This is a genomic window from Leclercia sp. UBA7405 (assembly GCF_037152215.1).
Taxonomy (GTDB): domain Bacteria; phylum Pseudomonadota; class Gammaproteobacteria; order Enterobacterales; family Enterobacteriaceae; genus Enterobacter; species Enterobacter pneumoniae.
On the sequence record NZ_JBBCMR010000001.1, the window covers coordinates 665,963 to 686,424 of the forward strand.

Consider the following 20,462-nt stretch of genomic DNA (forward strand, 5'->3'; position numbering starts at 1 on the left):
CGTTATGAAGATCAGAAGTAAGCTCAAAAAGCGGTATATCCTTGCTGCGATTATTATTTTCGTTGCGCTGATTGCTGTCTGGAAGACGCTAAATAAACCCACTCCTCTCTACCAGACGCTTATTGTCCGCCCGGGCGAGCTGCAACAAAGCGTATTAGCTACCGGTAAACTTGATGCACTGCGTAAAGTCGACGTGGGCGCACAGGTGAGCGGGCAGCTGAAAACGCTGTCGGTTGAAATTGGGGATAAAGTGAAAAAAGGGGAACTGCTGGGGGTGATCGATCCTGAGCAGGCTGAGAACCAGATCAAAGAGGTGGAAGCGACCCTGATGGAGCTGCGCGCCCAGCGCGGGCAAGCCGAAGCAGAGCGTAAACTGGCCCAGGTGACGCTGGCGCGCCAGCAGCAACTGGCCAAAACCCAGGCCATCTCTCGTCAGGATCTGGATACAGCGGCCACAGAACTGGCGGTGAAGCAGGCGCAGATTGGCACCATTGATGCGCAAATCAAACGCAATCAGGCCAGCCTCGACAGCGCCAAAACGAACCTCGAGTATACCCGCATCGTCGCGCCGATGGCCGGTGAGGTGACGCAAATCACTACCCTGCAAGGGCAGACGGTGATTGCCGCTCAGCAGGCTCCAAACATTCTGACCCTCGCAGACATGAGCACCATGCTGGTGAAAGCCCAAGTCTCCGAGGCGGACGTTATCCACCTTAAACCCGGTCAAAAAGCCTGGTTTACCGTATTGGGTGACCCGCAAACCCGCTATGAAGGGGTGCTGAAAGATATCCTGCCAACGCCGGAAAAGGTCAACGACGCCATTTTCTACCATGCCCGCTTTGAAGTCCCGAACCCAAAAGGGGTGTTGCGTCTGGAGATGACCGCGCAGGTGCATATCCAGCTTACCGGCGAAAAAAATGTGCTGACCGTACCGCTGGCGGCGCTGGGCGAATCGACCGGAGATAACCGCTATAAAGTCAAAGTGCTGCGTAACGGCGAGACCCGTGAGCGTGAAGTCAGCCTCGGCTCGCGCAATGACACGGATGTGGTGGTTGTGAAAGGGCTGGAAGAGGGGGATGAGGTCGTCGTCAGTGAGACCCTGCCGGGAGCGGGTAAATGACCGCTTTGCTTGAACTGAATGCAATTCGCCGGAGTTACCCTTCGGGGGATGGCGAGGTGGAGGTGCTGAAAGGCATCTCTCTGCAGGTTGAAGCGGGGGAGATGGTCGCCATCGTCGGTGCCTCGGGCTCCGGTAAATCCACCCTGATGAACATTCTCGGCTGTCTGGATAAACCCACCAGCGGCACCTACCGCGTGGCGGGCACCGACGTGTCGACCCTCAGTGGGGATGCCCTGGCCAAACTGCGCCGCGAGCACTTCGGGTTTATCTTTCAGCGTTATCACCTGCTCTCGCATCTGAGCGCCGTACAGAACGTCGAAGTGCCTGCCGTTTACGCGGGCGTAGAGCGCCGCAAACGGCTGGAGCGGGCACAGGCGCTCTTAACCCGGCTGGGGCTGGGCGAGCGCGTCGATTATCAACCCTCGCAGCTTTCCGGCGGTCAACAGCAGCGCGTCAGTATCGCGCGTGCTCTGATGAACGGCGGGCAGGTGATCCTCGCTGACGAACCCACCGGGGCGCTCGACAGCCACTCTGGCGAAGAGGTGATGGCAATCCTGCACCAACTCCGCGATCAGGGGCATACGGTGATCATTGTCACCCACGATCCCCAGGTTGCGGCCCAGGCAGAGCGCATCGTGGAGATCCGGGATGGCGAACTGGTCAGCAATCCTCCGGCAAAGCAGGGCCAAACACGCAGTCAGCAGGTGGCGCTACCGCCCCCCTCCGGCTGGCGCCAGTTTGCCAGCAGTTTTCGTGAGGCACTGACCATGGCCTGGCTGGCGATGGCCGCCAATAAAATGCGAACCCTGCTGACGATGCTAGGCATCATTATCGGTATCGCTTCGGTGGTCTCGATTGTCGTAGTCGGTGATGCGGCCAAGCAGCTGGTGTTGGCCGACATTCGTGCTATCGGGACCAACACCATTGATGTCTATCCCGGTAAGGATTTTGGCGATGACGAGCCGCAGTTCCAGCAGGCGTTGAAGTATGACGATCTGGCCGCGATCCAGAAGCAGCCGTGGGTCAACTCGGCCACGCCGGCGGTGTCGCAAAACTTACGCCTGCGCTACGGCAATATTGATGTGGCGGCCAGCGCTAACGGGGTGAGCGGCGACTATTTCAACGTTTACGGCATGACCTTTAGCGAGGGGGCGACCTTCAACGCTGAGCAGCTTGCCGGGCGCGCGCAGGTGGTGATTCTGGATGCCAATTCACGTCGTCAGCTCTTCCCGAATAAGGCGAAGGTGGTAGGCGAGGTGATTCTGGTGGGCAACATGCCCGCAACGGTTATCGGCGTCGCTGAAGAGAAGCAGTCAATGTTTGGCAGCAGTAAGATCCTCCGCGTCTGGTTGCCTTATACCACTATCTCCGGGCGTATTATGGGGCAGTCGTGGCTGAACTCCATCACCGTGCGCGTGAAAGAGGGATACGATAGCACCCAGGCCGAGCAGCAGCTTGCACGCCTGTTAACGCTGCGGCATGGCAAGAAAGATTTCTTTACCTGGAACATGGACGGCCTCTTGAAAACGGCGGAAAAGACCACACGTACTCTTCAGCTGTTCCTGACGCTGGTGGCGGTCATTTCACTGGTGGTGGGTGGCATCGGGGTGATGAATATCATGCTGGTGTCGGTCACGGAGCGAACCCGGGAGATTGGCATCCGCATGGCGGTGGGCGCCCGGGCCAGCGATGTGCTTCAGCAGTTTTTAATCGAGGCGGTGCTGGTTTGTCTTGTGGGCGGTGCGCTGGGCATCTCCCTCTCGCTGTTAATTGCGTTTACGTTGCAGCTCTTTTTACCGGGCTGGGAAATTGGCTTTTCGCCGATGGCGCTGATGACCGCTTTCTTGTGCTCAACCTTCACCGGCATTTTGTTCGGCTGGTTGCCTGCACGCAATGCGGCAAGGCTGGATCCGGTGGATGCGCTAGCGCGAGAATAAGCGAAATAAAAATGCCAGCCGATCGGGCTGGCATTTTGACTGCATGATGTACACAATGAAGCAGAGAGCTAGGCGGTCGCCTCGACTTCGTAGGGCACAATCACACTTGCGTGATTGCCTTTTGGCCCTTGATGTACATCGAACCGGACCGACTGCCCGGCTTTTAACGTTCTGTAACCATCCATTTGAATGGTGGAATAGTGAGCGAAAATATCTTCGCCGCCGCCTTCAGGGCAGATGAAACCAAACCCTTTGGCGTTGTTGAACCACTTAACAGTACCCGTTTCCATGCTTCGACATCCTTCGTAAGTCTTATTAATTAAGATGGAATGAACCGGTGGCGGAGCGGGGGCTGTTCAAAACCTCGCCAACTCTCGCCAGTCTAATTTAGATAAACCAAACAGATCGTCAAGCGTTTGCCGGCGGGGGAAGGGGAAAAATGAACCAAAATTTGAAGCAGTTAACGCTATTGCCGGGTATTGTGACAGACATCGCGGATGGCAATAATAGATGAGAGTTATCTGACAACTGGGGTAGATTGAAGTTATGTATGATCCTCAGTCAGGGCAGCGTACAACGATGATGATGACTGACAATGGGTAAGACGAACGACTGGCTAGATTTCGACAAGCTGGCGGAAGATGAACTGCGCGACGCGCTAAAACCGCCATCTATGTATAAAGTTATGTTAATGAACGATGACTACACGCCAATGGAATTTGTTATTGACGTGCTACAAAAGTTCTTTTCTTATGATGTAGAACGTGCAACGCAACTGATGCTTGCCGTTCACTATCACGGCAAAGCCATCTGCGGGGTATTTACCGCAGAAGTCGCAGAGACGAAGGTGGCGATGGTGAACAAGTATGCGAGGGAGAACGAGCATCCGTTGCTGTGTACGCTGGAAAAAGCCTGATTCAGGCATGAAAATTGGGGGAGGTGCCTATGCTCAATCAAGAACTGGAACTCAGTTTAAATATGGCTTTCGCCAGAGCGCGTGAGCACCGACATGAGTTTATGACCGTCGAGCACTTGCTGCTCGCACTGCTTAGCAACCCATCCGCCCGCGAGGCGCTCGAAGCCTGCTCGGTGGACCTGGTGGCGCTGCGTCAGGAACTCGAAGCCTTCATCGAACAAACCACACCGGTCCTGCCCGTGAGTGAAGAGGAGCGCGACACGCAGCCGACGCTCAGCTTCCAGCGCGTCTTGCAGCGTGCGGTGTTCCATGTCCAGTCCTCCGGACGTAGCGAAGTGACGGGCGCCAACGTACTGGTCGCTATCTTCAGCGAGCAGGAGTCGCAGGCTGCGTATCTGCTGCGCAAACATGAAGTCAGCCGCCTCGATGTGGTGAACTTTATCTCTCACGGAACGCGTAAAGACGAGCCGAATCAGCCATCGGATCCCAGCAACCAGGTCAATAACGAAGAGCAAGCAGGCGGGGAGGAACGTATGGAAAACTTCACCACCAATCTTAATCAGCTTGCTCGCGTTGGCGGTATCGATCCGCTGATTGGCCGCGATAAAGAGCTGGAGCGCGCTATCCAGGTACTGTGCCGTCGCCGTAAAAATAACCCGCTGCTGGTGGGTGAGTCGGGCGTGGGTAAAACCGCGATTGCCGAAGGGCTCGCCTGGCGTATTGTGCAGGGCGACGTTCCGGAAATCATGGCCGATTGCACCATCTATTCGTTGGATATCGGCTCTCTGCTGGCGGGTACCAAATATCGCGGTGATTTCGAAAAACGCTTTAAAGCCTTGCTGAAACAGCTGGAGCAGGACACCAGCAGTATCCTGTTTATCGATGAGATCCACACTATCATCGGCGCAGGTGCGGCCTCCGGCGGCCAGGTGGATGCAGCCAACCTGATTAAACCGCTGCTCTCCAGCGGTAAAATCCGCGTGATGGGCTCTACCACCTATCAGGAGTTCAGCAACATTTTCGAGAAAGACCGTGCTCTGGCACGTCGTTTCCAGAAAATCGACATTACCGAGCCGTCGGTTGAAGAGACCGTGCAGATCATCAATGGTCTGAAAACGAAATACGAAGCGCACCACGATGTGCGTTATACCGCGAAGGCGGTGCGTGCGGCGGTAGAGTTGGCGGTGAAATACATTAACGATCGTCATCTGCCGGATAAAGCGATTGACGTGATCGACGAAGCGGGCGCTCGCGCTCGCCTGATGCCGGTCAGCAAGCGTAAGAAAACCGTCAATGTGGCGGATATCGAGTCCGTGGTGGCACGTATTGCGCGTATCCCTGAGAAGAGCGTTTCTCAGAGCGACCGTGACACGCTGCGTAACCTGGGCGATCGTCTGAAAATGTTGGTCTTCGGACAGGATAAAGCCATTGAGGCCTTAACCGAAGCCATCAAGATGGCGCGCGCCGGGCTGGGGCATGACCACAAACCTGTCGGTTCCTTCCTCTTCGCCGGCCCAACCGGGGTAGGGAAAACCGAGGTGACGGTACAGCTCTCCAAAGCGCTGGGTATCGAGCTGCTGCGCTTTGATATGTCCGAGTATATGGAGCGTCACACCGTGAGCCGTTTGATCGGTGCGCCTCCGGGCTATGTAGGCTTTGACCAGGGCGGTCTGCTCACTGACGCGGTGATCAAGCATCCGCACGCGGTACTGCTGCTTGATGAGATCGAAAAAGCGCACCCGGACGTGTTCAACATCCTGCTGCAGGTGATGGATAACGGGACGCTGACAGATAACAACGGGCGCAAGGCGGACTTCCGCAACGTGGTGCTGGTGATGACTACCAACGCCGGTGTACGTGAAACTGAGCGTAAGTCTATCGGCCTGATCCACCAGGATAACAGCACCGATGCGATGGAAGAGATCAAGAAGATCTTTACGCCGGAGTTCCGTAACCGCCTGGACAACATTATCTGGTTCGATCACCTCTCTACCGATGTGATCCATCAGGTGGTGGATAAGTTCATCGTCGAGCTGCAGGTTCAGCTGGATCAGAAAGGCGTGTCGCTGGAAGTGAGTCAGGAGGCCCGCAACTGGCTGGCCGAGAAAGGCTACGACCGTGCGATGGGTGCCCGTCCGATGGCGCGTGTGATTCAGGATAACCTGAAGAAACCGCTGGCCAACGAACTGCTGTTTGGTTCGCTGGTGGATGGCGGTCAGGTGACCGTTGCGTTGGATCAGGCGAAAAATGAGCTGACGTACGATTTCCAAAGTGCGCAGAAGCACAAGCCGGAAGCGGCACACTAACGTCACTGAAAAGTAACAAGCCGGGTTAAAAACCCGGCTTTTTTTTGCCCTCAACCGCTCAAGGCTGGAATTTTGCGAGGCGCTTTCCAGAATAATGAACAGAATATGGCTGGATATAATTACAGTGGTAAAGTGTTTTTATACCGGTATAAGTGGCGTCCTGAGAGTGCGGATAGACATGCGTTAAGGAGGATGAATGGACAGTAACACCCCTTTGGTTTATCCCTACAGCGAGCTAGCGCGTTATCCGGATCTGGCGACCCTTACGGAACGATGCACTCTGCTGACCGAAATTCTGCTCGACAGCTCGTCGCTGCCGCAAATTCAGCCGGTTTGCCGTTGTCTGGGGGCTTATCTTGCAAGGGTAAAAGAGACGCTAGAAGGCGCAATGCGCGATTATCAGACTGTAGCGTTCGATGAAGAGTTGGTTCAGTATCTGCCAGAGGGGTGGCGACTGAAAGAGACCGAGGGCCGGTGTGATTACTGCCGGGCACTAAACCATGTGCTACTGGTTTCCCATTTCGACCGCGATATGCTGCCCTATCTGACCCGCTTGCTGCACGATATGACGCTGTCTATGCGTGATGGCCTCGCGCTGCGCGAGCACTGCCTTGTGTTCAAGGTTACTCACTAATAAAACAGTATGACTGTTCTCCTCACCAGTCCTCTCAATCTCATCGTGTGGGATCCCGATGCCGGGAAGTGAGTAGTGGCTGAGAAGCCTCTTTTTTGACCCTCTCCCCACCGCATCAGCGAGGGCGTCGGAAATTTCTTTTATAGTACCCCTTTTAAGGTTCCTCTGAGGAAAGGGGGAGGCGCAGGCAATAAAAAAGGCCGGGAATAATCCCGGCCTTTTTCAATATTCATCTGCCTTAGCAGGCAATAACAATTAGCGACTACGGAAGACAATGCGACCTTTGCTCAGGTCGTACGGGGTCAACTCAACAGTCACTTTGTCGCCCGTCAGAATGCGGATGTAGTTTTTGCGCATTTTACCGGAGATGTGTGCAGTCACCACGTGACCGTTTTCCAGTTCTACGCGAAACATGGTGTTAGGCAACGTATCAAGTACGGTACCCTGCATTTCAATATTGTCTTCTTTGGCCATCTAATCCTCTGGGGTATCACTACCAAGTTTTGAACCGGCAAGATAATGCCGAAATTCATCAATTAAGTAAAGAATTGTGCGGTTAAAACGCAACAAAGCAGCTTCGGCGCATTGCCCGACGTGACGGTACGACCGTACGAAAAGCGCATACGTAAAGGGGAGAAGACAGGATAAACGCCAGGACGTTATCTGATGCAAGCTATTCCCAAACGGCGGCGGGGCAACAGGCAGAACCTACTCTGCGGCACCAATTATAGCACCATGATAAAAAAATATGCGCAAAACATTTATCCCCGAGGCATAAATAACGTAGTGGGCACCCAAAAGTTTTGCGGTAATTTTTGCGGACGCATTGTTTCAAGATGCTGTAAATATTCGCGGCGGGTAATCTCCACGGCGCCCAATGACGCGGTGTGGTCATTCAGCACCTGGCAATCCAGCAGCTGACCGCCGTTTTGCACAAAATGTTCGCAAAATACCAGCAGGGCCGTTTTTGACGCATTCACCGCGCGACTGAACATCGACTCGCCACAGAACAGGGACCCCTGAGCGACGCCGTACATCCCCCCGACCAGCAAGTCTCCCTGCCATACCTCGATAGAGTGGGCATAACCCAGCTCATGCAGACGATGATAGGCATCAATCACTTCACGGGTGATCCAGGTCCCTTCATGCCGATCGTTAGCACAGCCCTCGATCACCTTGCCAAACGCGTGATTAAGCGTGACGCGATAGGGGGAGCGGCTATGGAAGCGCTTCATGCTGCGGCTGAGATGAAACTCCGTGGGCCAGAGTACCGCCCGGGGATCGGGTGACCACCACAATATAGGATCGCCTGGAGAGAACCAGGGAAAGATCCCCCGCTGGTAAGCCATTAACAGACGCGACGGGCCTAAATCGCCGCCGAGAGCCAACAGGCCGTTAGGTTCACGCAATGCTCCCTCCGGAGAAGGGAACGCAAGAGAGTGGCGAGAAAGCTGGACCAGGCGCATGACAGCAAAACTCCAGTACGCGAGTAAGGATCGGTTCAAATATAAACCCAAATACTTCGCGTTGCAGGAGAGCGGCATAGGCGCAATTCTCCGGTGACTCGCTCAGCAAGTCACTGGAGTGAGCGACGAATCTGCCGGGAGCAGATTTGAACGCTGCTCGCAGCGCCACCGCAGAACCAGACCCAGCGATGGATCCGGTCACAAAGCCAACGTACCTGCAGCTCGAAGTATGACGGGTGTAGACTACAGACGTTGTTTAAACTGGTAGTAGCGACCCTGTTTCGCCAACAGCTCTGCGTGACTACCTTGCTCAATAATATGTCCGTTGTCCATCACAATTATTTGATCCAGTGCAGCCAGTCCACGCAGGCGATGGGTCACCATCACCAGGGTTTTTCCGCGCATCTCTTCGGCCAGCAAATCGAGAATTTGGCTCTCTGTCGTCGCGTCCAGTCCTTCGGTAGGTTCATCCAGTAGCATAAGCGGTGCGTCATGGAGCAACGCGCGGGCAATCGCCAGACGTCGCAGTTCGCCGCCGGAAAGTTGACGTCCCCCTTCACCGAGCCAGCTGTTCAGCCCTTCATCTTCCAGCAGCTTATGCAGGCCCACTTTTTCCAGCATGACACAGAGCCTTTCATCGCTTGCGGCAGGGGCCGCAAGCAGCAGGTTATCGCGCAGCGTGGCGCTAAACAGATGAACACGCTGGGGCACAACGCTCACGGCGTTACGCAGCGCAGCTTCGCTGAACTGGGGCAGGGGGGTGTCATTAAAGCGAATAACCCCCTCCTGCGGATCCCAGGCGCGAGTGAGCAACTGCAGCAACGTCGATTTTCCGCAGCCGGTTCGCCCCAGCACCGCAACGTGTGCACCCGCGGGAATGTTCAGATTCAGACTATCCAGCGCTTTTTGCGCTTTATCGTCGTAGCTAAAACTGACATTTTCGAGCGTGAGCGATAGCCGGGCAGGACACTCACAGGATGTTTCGCTAAAGCGCACTTCCGGCGTCTGTCCGGTGATTTCGGTGATGCGCAGCGCAGAGGCGATAACCTGGCCCAGATGCTGGAACGCACCCGTGACCGGGGCCAGCGCTTCAAAAGCGGCCAGCGCACAGAAGACAAAGAGCGCAATCAGTGCGCCGGGCTGAGTGTTATCACCCACGCCGCCTGCGGCCAGCCACAGCATTGCAACCACGGCAACGCCACCAATCAACAGCATCAGCGCTTGTGAAAGGGCCGTCAGTTCGGACTGCTTGCGCTGGGCTTCGTGCCAGTTAAGTTCGGTATTCTCCATCTGATAACGATAACGCTGGCTGGCGCCAAATACGGTTAATTCTGCCTGCCCCTGCAGCCACGCTGTCAGTTGCTGGCGATACTCGCCACGCAGATGGGTCAGGTTTTGCCCGGTTGTTTTCCCGGCACGATAAAACAGCGGGGGCAGTAAAAACAGCGTCAGCAGCATGATCCCGCCCAGCACCAGCGCAAGGTGTATATCAAGCAGGCTCAGCCCCAGCGTCACGACCACAATCACGACAAACGCGCCCACTAATGGCGAAATCACCCGAAGATAGAGGTGATCGAGCGTGTCCACATCCGCCACCACGCGATTAAGCAATTCGCCCTGGCGATAACGCGCCAGCCCAGCGGGGGAGAGGGGAAGGAGTTTGCTGAAGGTATCGACGCGCAGGTGTTGCAACACGCGGAAGGTGGCATCGTGGCTCACCAGACGTTCGAAGTAGCGGCCGGCGGTACGGGTGATGGCGGTGCCGCGGACCCCGGCAGCGGGCAGCATATAGTTAAAGCTGTAAAGCCCCGCAAAGCCAGCTACGGCGGACGCTGAGAGGAACCAGCCGGAAAGGGTAAGCAGGCCAATACTGGCTAACAGGGTAAGAATCGCCAGAGCGACGCCCAGGGTTAGCATCCATTTATGACGCTTATAAAGCGCAAGATAAGGCAATAACGCGCGCATCAAATATCCTCCTGACGATTGGCCAGCAGGGCGGCAAAGGGCCCCTGCGCCGTAGCGAGCGTGGCGTAATCTCCCTGCTCGACAAGACGGCCATTTTCCATCACCCAGATCTGGTCCCATCCGGCAATGCCTTCCAGCTGGTGCGTCACCATTAACGTGGTTTGCTGCAACGAGGCCGTATCCAGCGCGGACATCACCCGCTGTTCGCTATGCGCATCCAGGCTGGCGCCCGGTTCATCAAGCAGTAAAAGCTGACAGGGGTTGAGCAGGGCGCGGGCGACGGCGATACGTTGCGCCTGGCCTACCGAGAGCCCGGCAGACTGGTCACCCACCCGGGTATCCACCCCGTTGGGTAACAGCGGCAAGAATTCGCTGACCCAGGCGCGATCGAGCACCGATTTCAGCTCCTCTTCGCTGGCATCCGGGCGCGCCAGAAGGACATTTTCGCGCAGCGTGGCGGCAGGCAGCTGCGGGTTTTGCCCAACCCAACTCAGATGGGCACGCCACTCGTCGGGATCCAGTGCCGAAAGTTCGGTCTGGTTAACGCGCAGTGAACCGCTGTAGGCCATAAAACCGGAGAGCGCATTTAACAGCGAGCTCTTGCCAGAACCACTGGTACCCACAAGCACTACGCGTTGACCCGCGTGCAGGGTGAAATTCAGCGGTCCTGCCAGCACTTTACCTTCAGGTGATAATACGCAGAAATCCTCAGCCTGAATGACTACCGGCTGTGTTGTATTTAGCGTGACATCGCCGCGCTGCGGATGCGCAAGCGGCGTCTCCAGGAAGGTTTTGAGGCTGTCGGCGGCACCCACGGCCTGCGCTTTGGCGTGATAGAAGGTTCCCAGATCGCGAAGCGGCTGGAAAAATTCCGGTGCCAGAATCAGGGCCAGGAAACCTGCAGAGAGCGTAACGGCCGTGCCGTAGTGACCAAAATCAAGGGCGCCGAGATAAGAGAAGCCAAAATAGACCGCTACCAGCGCAATGGAGAGGGAGGTAAAGAACTCCAGTACGCCGGAAGAGAGGAAGGCGAGACGTAAAACTTCCATGGTGCGCTGACGGAAATCCTGTGAGGCCAGGCGAATATTTTCGATTTCCGCATCGCCCCGGCCGAACACCCGCAGCGTCTCCATACCCCGTAGACGATCGAGGAAATGCCCGCTCAGACGGCCCAGCGCCAGAAAATTACGGCGGTTTGCATCGGCCGCACCCATGCCTACCATCGCCATAAATAGCGGAATAAGCGGGGCAGTACAGAGCAGAATCAGGGCCGCGACCCAGTTATAGGGGAAGATCGCGATAACAATGAGCAGCGGTACGCAGGCGGCGAGCGCCATCTGTGGAAGATAGCGAGCATAGTAGTCGTGCATATCGTCAATTTGCTCAAGGATGAGGGTCGCCCAGCTCCCGGCCGGCTTGCCCTGAATCCAGGCGGGGCCCGCCTGCTGAAGTCTGTCCAGCACCTGGCGGCGAATCTCATAGCGTATATGCTGCCCCGCATGAAACCCCACCCGCTCACGCAGCCAGACGACCCACGCACGCAGAATAAAGACCAGCATCAGCACGACAAAGGGCAATAACAGCGCCTCGCGCGGTATGTTCTCCATTATCATCATGTTAAGAATGCGGGCCAGCAGCCAGGCCTGACCGACAATCAACAGGCCGCTGATAAAACCCAGAAGTCGGGAAATATTCAGCCAGCGGCGGGAAATAACGCTTTGCTGTTTCAGCCAGCGAGTTAACTCTTGTTGACGGGTTTTTTCCATTGCGTGCTTTGCAGGTGAAGTTATCAGAAATTAGGCACGGCAATGTTACACGCCAGGAAAAATAAAGGCGACCTATGGCCGCCTTTATTTACGTTTGTTACTGACTTGTAAAGATTATTTGCTCTGTTCAGCCAGCCCATCAAGGTAACGTTCTGCATCCAGCGCAGCCATACAGCCGGTGCCCGCAGAAGTGATTGCCTGACGATAAATGTGGTCCATCACGTCACCTGCGGCGAACACGCCCGGGATGCTGGTCTGGGTCGCATTACCGTGAATACCGGACTGCACTTTGATGTAGCCATTTTCCAGCTCAAGCTGTCCTTCGAAGATGCCGGTGTTTGGGCTGTGGCCGATGGCAACAAACAGGCCCGCCACTTCCAGCGACTCTACGTTATCGGTGTTCTGAGTATCGCGGATACGCAGGCCAGCAACGCCCATCTGGTCGCCAGTCACCTCTTCCAGCGTGCGGTTAGTGTGCAGCACGATGTTGCCGCTGGCCACTTTATCCATCAGACGCTTGATCAGGATTTTTTCCGCGCGGAAGGTTTCACGACGGTGGATCAGATGCACTTCCGAAGCAATATTTGCCAGATAAAGCGCCTCTTCCACGGCAGTATTGCCGCCGCCGATGACCGCCACTTTCTGATTGCGGTAGAAGAATCCGTCGCAGGTGGCGCAGGCGGATACGCCGCGTCCTTTGAAGGCCTCTTCTGAAGGCAGGCCCAGATAGCGAGCAGAAGCCCCCGTAGCGATGATCAGCGCATCACAAGTGTAAACACCACTATCACCGGTCAGCGTGAACGGACGGTTTTGCAGATCGACCTTGTTGATGTGGTCGAACAGAATTTCGGTTTCGAACTTGGTCGCGTGCTCGTGCATACGTTCCATCAGCAGCGGCCCGGTCAGGTCATTCGGATCGCCTGGCCAGTTTTCCACTTCGGTTGTGGTGGTCAACTGACCGCCTTTTTCCATGCCCGTGATCAGTACCGGTTGCAGGTTAGCGCGTGCAGCATAGACCGCTGCGGTGTATCCCGCAGGTCCAGAACCAAGGATTAGCAGCTTACTGTGTTTGGCCGTGCCCATGAGATCCCCATTGTTGTTGGCAGACATTTCCCGCGATTGTAGGGAATTTGTCGCTTTAAAAAAAGGGCACAGCGATTTTGTTAACGATATGTGCAATAGCAACCAGCAATCAATCGGCCCCGCAATTACCTTTTTGAGCGAACAACGCATGAACAATCGGTCGAAAGTAAGGCGATAAAATGAGGATTAATGCCCGGTCGTAATGAATATCCGGCATGTTGTACTAAAAATCGATGTTTTGCTTTGACAATCCCCTGCGCTTTTGCGAAAACATTCAAGGAAGAAAAAAATGCGGTCTTTGTGTAGCGCATAGTCATGCACATAATCGCCATTTTTATCCGGTCAGCGAAATCTACGCATGGTGTGGACAGACGCCATACGTGATGTTGATGACAGCCCACGGGCAACGGTCTTCTTACCACATAACCCCAATTGCTATCGCGCAAACTACAAAACAGGCGATGCGATTAACGACGGGTATAGACTCTGAACAGTGAAGTGCACAGGGTCCTGGCAGGAGTTAGGGAAGGAATACAGAGAGACAATAACAATGGTAGATAGCAAGAAGCGCCCTGGCAAAGATCTCGACCGTATCGATCGTAACATTCTTAATGAATTGCAAAAGGATGGGCGTATTTCCAACGTCGAGCTTTCAAAACGTGTGGGACTTTCCCCGACGCCGTGCCTCGAGCGAGTGCGCCGACTGGAAAGACAGGGTTTCATTCAGGGCTATACGGCTCTGCTTAACCCGCATTATCTGGATGCCTCACTTCTGGTATTTGTTGAGATTACTCTGAATCGTGGCGCGCCGGATGTGTTTGAACAGTTTAACGCTGCTGTGCAAAAACTGGAAGAAATTCAAGAGTGTCACCTGGTTTCCGGTGATTTCGACTACTTGTTGAAAACCCGTGTACCTGACATGTCTGCTTACCGTAAGCTGCTGGGTGAAACCCTGCTGCGTCTGCCTGGCGTGAACGACACCCGTACTTACGTGGTGATGGAAGAAGTCAAGCAGAGCAATCGTCTGGTTATCAAGACGCGCTAACACGGAACAGGTGCAAAATCAGCGTACTTTGGTTACACTCCTGTTAATCCATACAGCAACAGTGTCGGTTTACCGGCACTGTTGTCCGTTTTAGCAAACAGGCAGGAAATGCCTGGTACCTGGAGAGCCTTTCTTGAGCCAGGAATATACTGAAGACAAAGAAGTCAATTTATCTAAGCTAAGCAGTGGGCGCCGACTCCTTGAAGCGTTACTGATTGTTACTGCCCTTTTTGCCATCTGGCTAATGGCAGCCTTACTCAGCTTCAACCCTTCCGATCCCAGCTGGTCACAAACCGCGTGGCATGAGCCTATTCATAATCTGGGCGGTATACCCGGTGCCTGGCTTGCGGATACCCTGTTCTTCATTTTTGGCGTAATGGCCTACACCATCCCGGTGATTATCATCGGTGGATGCTGGTTCGCCTGGCGTCATCGTCAGAACGATGAGTACATCGACTATTTTGCGGTCTCGCTGCGCCTGATTGGGGCGCTAGCGCTGATTCTCACCTCCTGTGGACTGGCGGCGATTAACGCCGACGATATCTGGTATTTTGCCTCTGGCGGGGTGATCGGCAGTCTGCTAAGCACCGCGCTGCAGCCGATGCTGCACAGCAGCGGCGGTACGCTGGCGTTGCTCTGTATCTGGGCCGCAGGCCTGACGCTGTTTACAGGCTGGTCATGGGTGAGCATTGCCGAGAAGATTGGCAGCCTGATTCTGAACATTCTCACCTTCGCCAGTAATCGTACGCGTCGTGACGATACGTGGGTCGATGAAGATGAGTACGAAGACGATTACGAAGAGGCCGAAGAGCACGCCGAGCAGCGTGAGTCGCGTCGCGCACGCATCATGCGTGGGGCATTGGCCCGTCGTAAACGTGTCGCCGAAAAATTCAGCAACCCGTTAGCCCGCAAGACCGACGCGGCGCTCTTCTCCGGTAAACGGATGGATGACGACGAGCAGGTTGCATACAGCGCGGGCGGCGCAGCCGTTGACCCTGACGATGTGCTCTTTTCTGGCCATCGTGCGACGCCGGGCGATTACGATGAATACGATCCACTGCTCAATGGCCATTCCGTGACTGAACCTGTAGCGGCCGCCGCGGTTGCGACCACCGCAGCGCAAGCCTGGGCCGCGCCAGTGGAGGCGGTTACACCTTCTGCGCCCGTACCGGCACCCGAATCAGCAGTGCAGCAGCCGCTGGTTGACTGGCAAACTGCCCCTGGCGTTCATACCCCTGAGCCGACAATTGCCCCTGAGCCGCAGAGCTATGTGCCGGTTCAACAGGAGCCGTGGCAGCAACCTTATCAGCCAGAGCCGGTTTACGAGCCGCAACCTTATCAAGACTATGAACAACCCGTTGCTCAGCCGTATCAAGAGCCGGTCGCGCCGCAGCAACCGTTAGCGACTGAACAACCGTACGTTGCGCCGCAACCCGAGCCTGAAGTGGAAGAGAGCAAGCCGGCTCGTCCGCCTATGTACTATTTCGAAGAGGTCGAAGAGCGCCGTGCTCGCGAACGCGAACAGCTTGCAGCCTGGTATCAACCGGTGCCGGAGCCAAATTCTGCACCAGTCTCTTCGCAACCCGTTTCTGCACCGGCGATGCCAGAGGTTGATCCGACGGCCTCCGTTTCACCGGCGGCAGCCGGCGTGAAGCAGGCTACTGTTTCAGCAACCGCAGCCGCAGCGGCCGCTGCACCTGTCTTTAGCCTCGCCACAGGCGGATCCGGTGCGCCGCGCGCCCAGGTGAAAGAGGGCATTGGCCCGCAACTGCCTCGCCCGAACCGCGTCCGCGTCCCAACCCGGCGTGAGCTGGCTTCCGCCTCTTTCGGGATTAAGATCCCCTCTCAGCAGCGTCAGCCAGAAGAAAAAAGGGTGGATGCGGAATACGATGAGGCTGATGAGTTGCATCAGGATGAGCTGGCTCGCCAGTTTGCTGCGCAACAACAGCAGCGCTATGGCGAAGAGTACCAGACTGAGGAGCAGCCTTACGCGTCTCAGAACGAAGAAGATGACGCTGCCGAAGCAGAACTGGCTCGCCAGTTTGCTGCCTCTCAAGAGCAGCGCTATTCAGGCGAGCAGCCGTCAGGCGCGAATCCCTTCTCGTTGTCGGACTTTGAATTTTCACCAATGAAAGATCTGGTGAATGACACCCCGAGCGAGCCGCTGTTTACGCCGAGCGTTATGCCGGAGGCGGAACCGCCTCGTCAACAGTATGCGCCAGCGCCTCAGCAGCAGCCTGTGGCACCGCAACAATATGCGCCAGCGCCTCAGCAGCAGCCTGTGGTACCGCAACAGTTTGCGCCAGCACCTCAGCAGCAGCCTGTGGCACCGCAACAGTATGCGCCAGCGCCTCAGCAGCAGCCTGTGGCTCCGCAGCAGTATGCGCCAGCGCCTCAGCAGCAGCCTGTGGCACCGCAGCAGTATGCGCCAGCGCCTCAGCAGCAGCCTGTGGCTCCACAGCAGTATGCGCCAGCGCCTCAGCAGCAGCCTGTGGCACCGCAGCAGTTTGCGCCAGCGCCCCAGCAGCCTGTGGCACCGCAACAACAGCCGCAAGACAGTCTGATCCATCCTTTATTAATGCGTAATGGTGACAGCCGTCCAGTTCAGCGTCCAACCACGCCGCTGCCGTCGCTCGATCTGTTAACGCCGCCACCGTCTGAAGTGGAGCCGGTTGATACCTTCGCTCTCGAGCAGATGGCTCGCCTGGTTGAAGCGCGTCTGGCCGATTTCCGCATCAAAGCCGATGTCGTGAACTACTCGCCAGGCCCGGTCATTACCCGTTTTGAACTCAACCTGGCACCAGGCGTGAAAGCGGCCCGAATTTCTAACCTGTCCCGTGACCTGGCTCGCTCGCTGTCGACCGTTGCGGTGCGTGTGGTGGAAGTTATTCCCGGCAAGCCGTATGTCGGCCTGGAACTGCCGAACAAGAAGCGTCAGACCGTTTACCTGCGCGAAGTGCTGGATAACACCAAGTTCCGTGACAATCCCTCTCCACTGACGGTGGTACTGGGTAAAGATATCGCAGGCGATCCGGTGGTTGCCGATCTGGCGAAAATGCCTCACCTGCTGGTTGCGGGGACCACCGGTTCCGGTAAATCGGTGGGTGTCAACGCCATGATCCTGAGCATGCTCTACAAGGCACAGCCGGAAGATGTCCGCTTTATCATGATTGACCCTAAAATGCTTGAATTGTCAGTTTATGAAGGCATTCCGCATTTGCTGACCGAAGTGGTCACCGACATGAAAGATGCGGCCAACGCCCTGCGCTGGAGCGTCAATGAGATGGAGCGTCGCTACAAGCTGATGTCTGCCCTCGGCGTGCGTAATCTGGCGGGTTATAACGAGAAGATTGCTGAGGCCGCGCGGATGGGCCGTCCGATTCCGGATCCTTACTGGAAGCCGGGCGATAGCATGGACGCACAACATCCGGTACTGGAAAAGCTGCCTTATATCGTCGTTCTGGTGGATGAATTCGCCGACCTGATGATGACCGTGGGTAAGAAAGTGGAAGAGCTGATTGCCCGTCTGGCGCAAAAAGCGCGTGCCGCCGGTATCCACCTCGTTCTGGCGACCCAGCGGCCTTCCGTAGATGTCATTACGGGTCTTATCAAAGCGAATATCCCGACCCGTATCGCCTTTACCGTGTCGAGTAAAATTGACTCCCGTACCATCCTCGATCAGGGGGGCGCGGAGTCGCTTCTGGGGATGGGCGATATGCTCTACTCCGGCCCGAACTCTACCTCGCCGGTCCGTGTTCATGGTGCCTTTGTCCGCGACCAGGAAGTGCATGCCGTAGTGCAGGACTGGAAAGCGCGTGGCCGTCCGCAGTATGTGGATGGCATTACCTCCGATAGCGAGAGCGAAGGCGGTGGTGCAGGTGGTTTCGATGGTGGAGAAGAGCTGGATCAGCTGTTTGACCAGGCTGTTAACTTCGTTACCGAAAAGCGTAAAGCCTCTATTTCGGGCGTGCAGCGTCAGTTCCGTATCGGCTACAACCGGGCAGCCCGTATTATCGAGCAGATGGAAGCGCAGGGCATTGTGAGTGAAGCCGGGCATAACGGTAACCGCGAAGTGCTGGCGCCGCCTCCCTTTGAGTAATGCGGCTGCTTATTGCAAAGATGCGTAAAGCAGCTAAATTTAAGCATTTTCTTCTGTCACCTGCCTGCGGGCAGGTCCAGAATAGTGGACAAAGAGCGCCCATTCCGGGACGACGTTTTTGAAGGACTAACAATGAAAAAAATCGCAATCGCCTGTGCATTACTGAGTAGCCTTGTCACCAGCAGCGTCTGGGCTGATGCCGCCAGCGACCTGAAAAGCCGTCTGGATAAAGTGAGCAGCTTCCATGCCAGCTTTACGCAGAAAGTCACCGACGGTAGCGGGAACGCGGTACAGGAAGGTCAAGGTGACCTGTGGGTTAAACGTCCTAACCTGTTTAACTGGCATATGACCCAGCCGGATGAAAGCATCCTGGTCTCCGACGGTAAAACCTTGTGGTTCTTTAACCCGTTTGTTGAGCAGGCCACGGCGACCTGGCTGAAAGATGCCACCAGCAATACGCCCTTCATGCTGATTGCGCGTAACCAGTCCAGCGACTGGCAGCAGTACAACATTAAGCAGAATGGCGATGAATTTGTCCTGACCCCAAAAGGGAACAATGGCAACCTGAAGCAGTTCACCATCAACGTGAGCAGCAACGGCACCATCAATCAATTTGGTGCGGTTGAGCAAGACGACCAGCGCAGCAGCTATCAGCTCAAATCCCAGCAAAATGGCGCTGTAGACGCATCAAAATTCACCTTTACCCCGCCGCAGGGCGTAACGGTGGATGACCAACGTAATAAGTAAGAGGCGTGAGTGGGCAATCTGTCGCTCGATTTTTCAGATAATGCGTTTCAACCTCTGGCCGCCCGTATGCGGCCAGAAAATTTAGCGCAGTACATCGGCCAGCAACATCTGCTGGCTGCGGGTAAACCGCTGCCACGAGCGATTGAGGCCGGGCAACTGCATTCAATGATCCTTTGGGGGCCGCCGGGTACGGGTAAAACGACCCTCGCTGAAGTCATTGCCCGCTATGCCAATGCAGATGTCGAGCGTATCTCTGCAGTGACCTCCGGCGTTAAGGAGATCCGCGAAGCGATAGAACGCGCTCGGCAGAACCGTAACGCCGGGCGTCGCACCATTCTTTTTGTTGATGAAGTTCATCGCTTCAACAAAAGCCAGCAAGATGCTTTTCTGCCGCATATCGAAGATGGCACCATCACCTTTATTGGTGCGACCACCGAAAACCCCTCTTTTGAATTGAACTCGGCGCTGTTGTCCCGTGCGCGCGTCTATCTGCTGAAATCCCTTACAACCGAGGATATTGAGCAGGTGCTGACGCAGGCGATGGAGGACAAAGCGCGGGGCTATGGTGGTCAGGATATCGTTTTGCCCGATGAGACGCGTCGTGCCATTGCCGAGCTGGTGAACGGCGATGCGCGTCGGGCGCTAAACACCCTGGAAATGATGGCCGATATGGCCGAGCTGGACGGGGCCAGTAAGCGGGTGTTGAAGCCCGAATTACTGACGGAGATTGCCGGAGAGCGCAGCGCCCGCTTCGATAACAAAGGCGATCGGTTTTATGACCTTATCTCCGCTCTGCACAAATCGGTGCGCGGTAGCGCGCCGGATGCGGCGCTTTACTGGTATGCCCGTATCATCAGCGCAGGCGGCGACCCACTGTATGTGGCGCGGCGCTGTCTGGCGATTGCCTCGGAAGATGTAGGCAACGCCGATCCGCGTGCGATGCAGGTGGCTCTCTCAGCCTGGGATTGCTTCACGCGGGTGGGGCCAGCAGAGGGCGAGCGCGCCATTGCGCAGGCCATTGTCTATCTGGCTTGCGCCCCCAAAAGTAACGCTGTTTATACGGCCTTCAAAGCCGCGATGGCGGATGCTCGCGAACGGCCAGACTACGACGTGCCGGTGCATTTACGCAACGCCCCAACCAAGTTGATGAAGGAGATGGGCTACGGGCAGGCGTATCGCTATGCCCATGATGAGCCCAACGCATACGCTGCCGGTGAGGAGTACTTCCCGCAGGAAATGGCACAAACGCGCTATTATCACCCCACAAACAGAGGTCTTGAAGGCAAGATTGGCGAAAAGCTCGCCTGGCTGGCCGGACAGGATCAAAATAGCCCTATAAAACGCTACCGTTAGGTCCATCGTTGCGGTAATGTTGGCA

At 55.9% G+C, this 20,462-nt stretch carries 15 protein-coding genes; 9 read left to right on the forward strand and 6 right to left on the reverse strand.

Annotated elements, in window-relative coordinates; genetic code table 11:
* Positions 1 to 4 precede the first annotated feature (4 nt).
* A complete protein-coding gene (gene macA, locus WFN75_RS03225; protein WP_040076355.1) occupies positions 5 to 1,120 on the forward strand; it encodes a macrolide transporter subunit MacA in 1,116 nt (371 codons plus the stop codon).
* On the forward strand, positions 1,117 to 3,057 hold the full coding sequence (macB, locus tag WFN75_RS03230; protein WP_040076354.1) for a macrolide ABC transporter ATP-binding protein/permease MacB: 1,941 nt from the start codon (positions 1,117 to 1,119) through the stop codon (positions 3,055 to 3,057). Before macA ends, macB begins: the two co-directional genes overlap by 4 nt.
* Before the next feature lie 68 nt (positions 3,058 to 3,125).
* Here the strand turns inward: macB and cspD are convergent, their stop codons facing one another.
* The gene (cspD, locus tag WFN75_RS03235) at positions 3,126 to 3,347 is read right to left on the reverse strand and encodes a cold shock-like protein CspD (protein ID WP_040076353.1); all 222 of its coding nucleotides are present in this window, start codon (positions 3,345 to 3,347) and stop codon (positions 3,126 to 3,128) included.
* Positions 3,348 to 3,652: 305 nt separating this feature from the next.
* Here cspD and clpS point away from each other — a divergent pair, with 305 nt between their 5' ends.
* From clpS to WFN75_RS03250, 3 genes are all read left to right on the forward strand, one after another.
* Complete coding sequence (gene clpS, locus WFN75_RS03240) at positions 3,653 to 3,973, forward strand: ATP-dependent Clp protease adapter ClpS (protein WP_263617170.1); 321 nt, start codon at positions 3,653 to 3,655, stop codon at positions 3,971 to 3,973.
* A gap of 29 nt (positions 3,974 to 4,002) precedes the next feature.
* Positions 4,003 to 6,279 carry an ATP-dependent Clp protease ATP-binding subunit ClpA gene (clpA, locus tag WFN75_RS03245; RefSeq protein WP_040076351.1) on the forward strand — a complete coding sequence of 759 codons (2,277 nt, stop codon included), beginning with the start codon at positions 4,003 to 4,005 and terminating at the stop codon, positions 6,277 to 6,279.
* A 196-nt stretch (positions 6,280 to 6,475) separates the two neighbouring features.
* On the forward strand, positions 6,476 to 6,913 hold the full coding sequence (locus WFN75_RS03250) for a hypothetical protein (RefSeq protein WP_263617171.1): 438 nt from the start codon (positions 6,476 to 6,478) through the stop codon (positions 6,911 to 6,913).
* 255 nt (positions 6,914 to 7,168) lie between these two features.
* Here the strand turns inward: WFN75_RS03250 and infA are convergent, their stop codons facing one another.
* From infA to trxB, 5 genes are all read right to left on the reverse strand, one after another.
* Positions 7,169 to 7,387 carry a translation initiation factor IF-1 gene (gene infA / locus WFN75_RS03255; protein WP_002211347.1) on the reverse strand — a complete coding sequence of 73 codons (219 nt, stop codon included), beginning with the start codon at positions 7,385 to 7,387 and terminating at the stop codon, positions 7,169 to 7,171.
* A 287-nt stretch (positions 7,388 to 7,674) separates the two neighbouring features.
* A complete protein-coding gene (gene aat, locus WFN75_RS03260; RefSeq protein ID WP_212477490.1) occupies positions 7,675 to 8,379 on the reverse strand; it encodes a leucyl/phenylalanyl-tRNA--protein transferase in 705 nt (234 codons plus the stop codon).
* 243 nt (positions 8,380 to 8,622) lie between these two features.
* Positions 8,623 to 10,344 (reverse strand): heme ABC transporter ATP-binding protein/permease CydC, encoded by a 1,722-nt coding sequence (cydC, locus tag WFN75_RS03265; RefSeq protein ID WP_263617172.1) that lies wholly within the window; start codon positions 10,342 to 10,344, stop codon positions 8,623 to 8,625.
* Complete coding sequence (cydD, locus tag WFN75_RS03270; protein ID WP_263617173.1) at positions 10,344 to 12,110, reverse strand: heme ABC transporter permease/ATP-binding protein CydD; 1,767 nt, start codon at positions 12,108 to 12,110, stop codon at positions 10,344 to 10,346. The genes cydC and cydD overlap by 1 nt, the downstream gene beginning before the upstream one ends.
* Before the next feature lie 114 nt (positions 12,111 to 12,224).
* A complete protein-coding gene (trxB, locus tag WFN75_RS03275; protein ID WP_072039526.1) occupies positions 12,225 to 13,193 on the reverse strand; it encodes a thioredoxin-disulfide reductase in 969 nt (322 codons plus the stop codon).
* A 550-nt stretch (positions 13,194 to 13,743) separates the two neighbouring features.
* Here trxB and lrp point away from each other — a divergent pair.
* The 4 genes from lrp (at position 13,744) to rarA (ending at position 20,437) form a co-directional block, all read left to right on the forward strand.
* Complete coding sequence (gene lrp, locus WFN75_RS03280; protein WP_000228469.1) at positions 13,744 to 14,238, forward strand: leucine-responsive transcriptional regulator Lrp; 495 nt, start codon at positions 13,744 to 13,746, stop codon at positions 14,236 to 14,238.
* A 133-nt stretch (positions 14,239 to 14,371) separates the two neighbouring features.
* Positions 14,372 to 18,337, forward strand: a complete 3,966-nt coding sequence (gene ftsK / locus WFN75_RS03285; RefSeq protein WP_327061697.1) for a DNA translocase FtsK — start codon at positions 14,372 to 14,374, stop codon at positions 18,335 to 18,337.
* 132 nt (positions 18,338 to 18,469) lie between these two features.
* The gene (gene lolA, locus WFN75_RS03290; protein WP_040076344.1) at positions 18,470 to 19,084 is read left to right on the forward strand and encodes an outer membrane lipoprotein chaperone LolA; all 615 of its coding nucleotides are present in this window, start codon (positions 18,470 to 18,472) and stop codon (positions 19,082 to 19,084) included.
* A gap of 9 nt (positions 19,085 to 19,093) precedes the next feature.
* On the forward strand, positions 19,094 to 20,437 hold the full coding sequence (gene rarA / locus WFN75_RS03295) for a replication-associated recombination protein RarA (RefSeq protein WP_263617655.1): 1,344 nt from the start codon (positions 19,094 to 19,096) through the stop codon (positions 20,435 to 20,437).
* Positions 20,438 to 20,462 lie beyond the last annotated feature (25 nt).

Coding starts and splice junctions, on each gene's coding strand:
- macA (WP_040076355.1), top strand. CDS start 5: ATGAAGATCAGAAGTAAGCTCAAAAAGCGGTATATCCTTGCTGCGATT.
- macB (WP_040076354.1), top strand. CDS start 1,117: ATGACCGCTTTGCTTGAACTGAATGCAATTCGCCGGAGTTACCCTTCG.
- cspD (WP_040076353.1), bottom strand. CDS start 3,347: ATGGAAACGGGTACTGTTAAGTGGTTCAACAACGCCAAAGGGTTTGGT.
- clpS (WP_263617170.1), top strand. CDS start 3,653: ATGGGTAAGACGAACGACTGGCTAGATTTCGACAAGCTGGCGGAAGAT.
- clpA (WP_040076351.1), top strand. CDS start 4,003: ATGCTCAATCAAGAACTGGAACTCAGTTTAAATATGGCTTTCGCCAGA.
- WFN75_RS03250 (WP_263617171.1), top strand. CDS start 6,476: ATGGACAGTAACACCCCTTTGGTTTATCCCTACAGCGAGCTAGCGCGT.
- infA (WP_002211347.1), bottom strand. CDS start 7,387: ATGGCCAAAGAAGACAATATTGAAATGCAGGGTACCGTACTTGATACG.
- aat (WP_212477490.1), bottom strand. CDS start 8,379: ATGCGCCTGGTCCAGCTTTCTCGCCACTCTCTTGCGTTCCCTTCTCCG.
- cydC (WP_263617172.1), bottom strand. CDS start 10,344: ATGCGCGCGTTATTGCCTTATCTTGCGCTTTATAAGCGTCATAAATGG.
- cydD (WP_263617173.1), bottom strand. CDS start 12,110: ATGGAAAAAACCCGTCAACAAGAGTTAACTCGCTGGCTGAAACAGCAA.
- trxB (WP_072039526.1), bottom strand. CDS start 13,193: ATGGGCACGGCCAAACACAGTAAGCTGCTAATCCTTGGTTCTGGACCT.
- lrp (WP_000228469.1), top strand. CDS start 13,744: ATGGTAGATAGCAAGAAGCGCCCTGGCAAAGATCTCGACCGTATCGAT.
- lolA (WP_040076344.1), top strand. CDS start 18,470: ATGAAAAAAATCGCAATCGCCTGTGCATTACTGAGTAGCCTTGTCACC.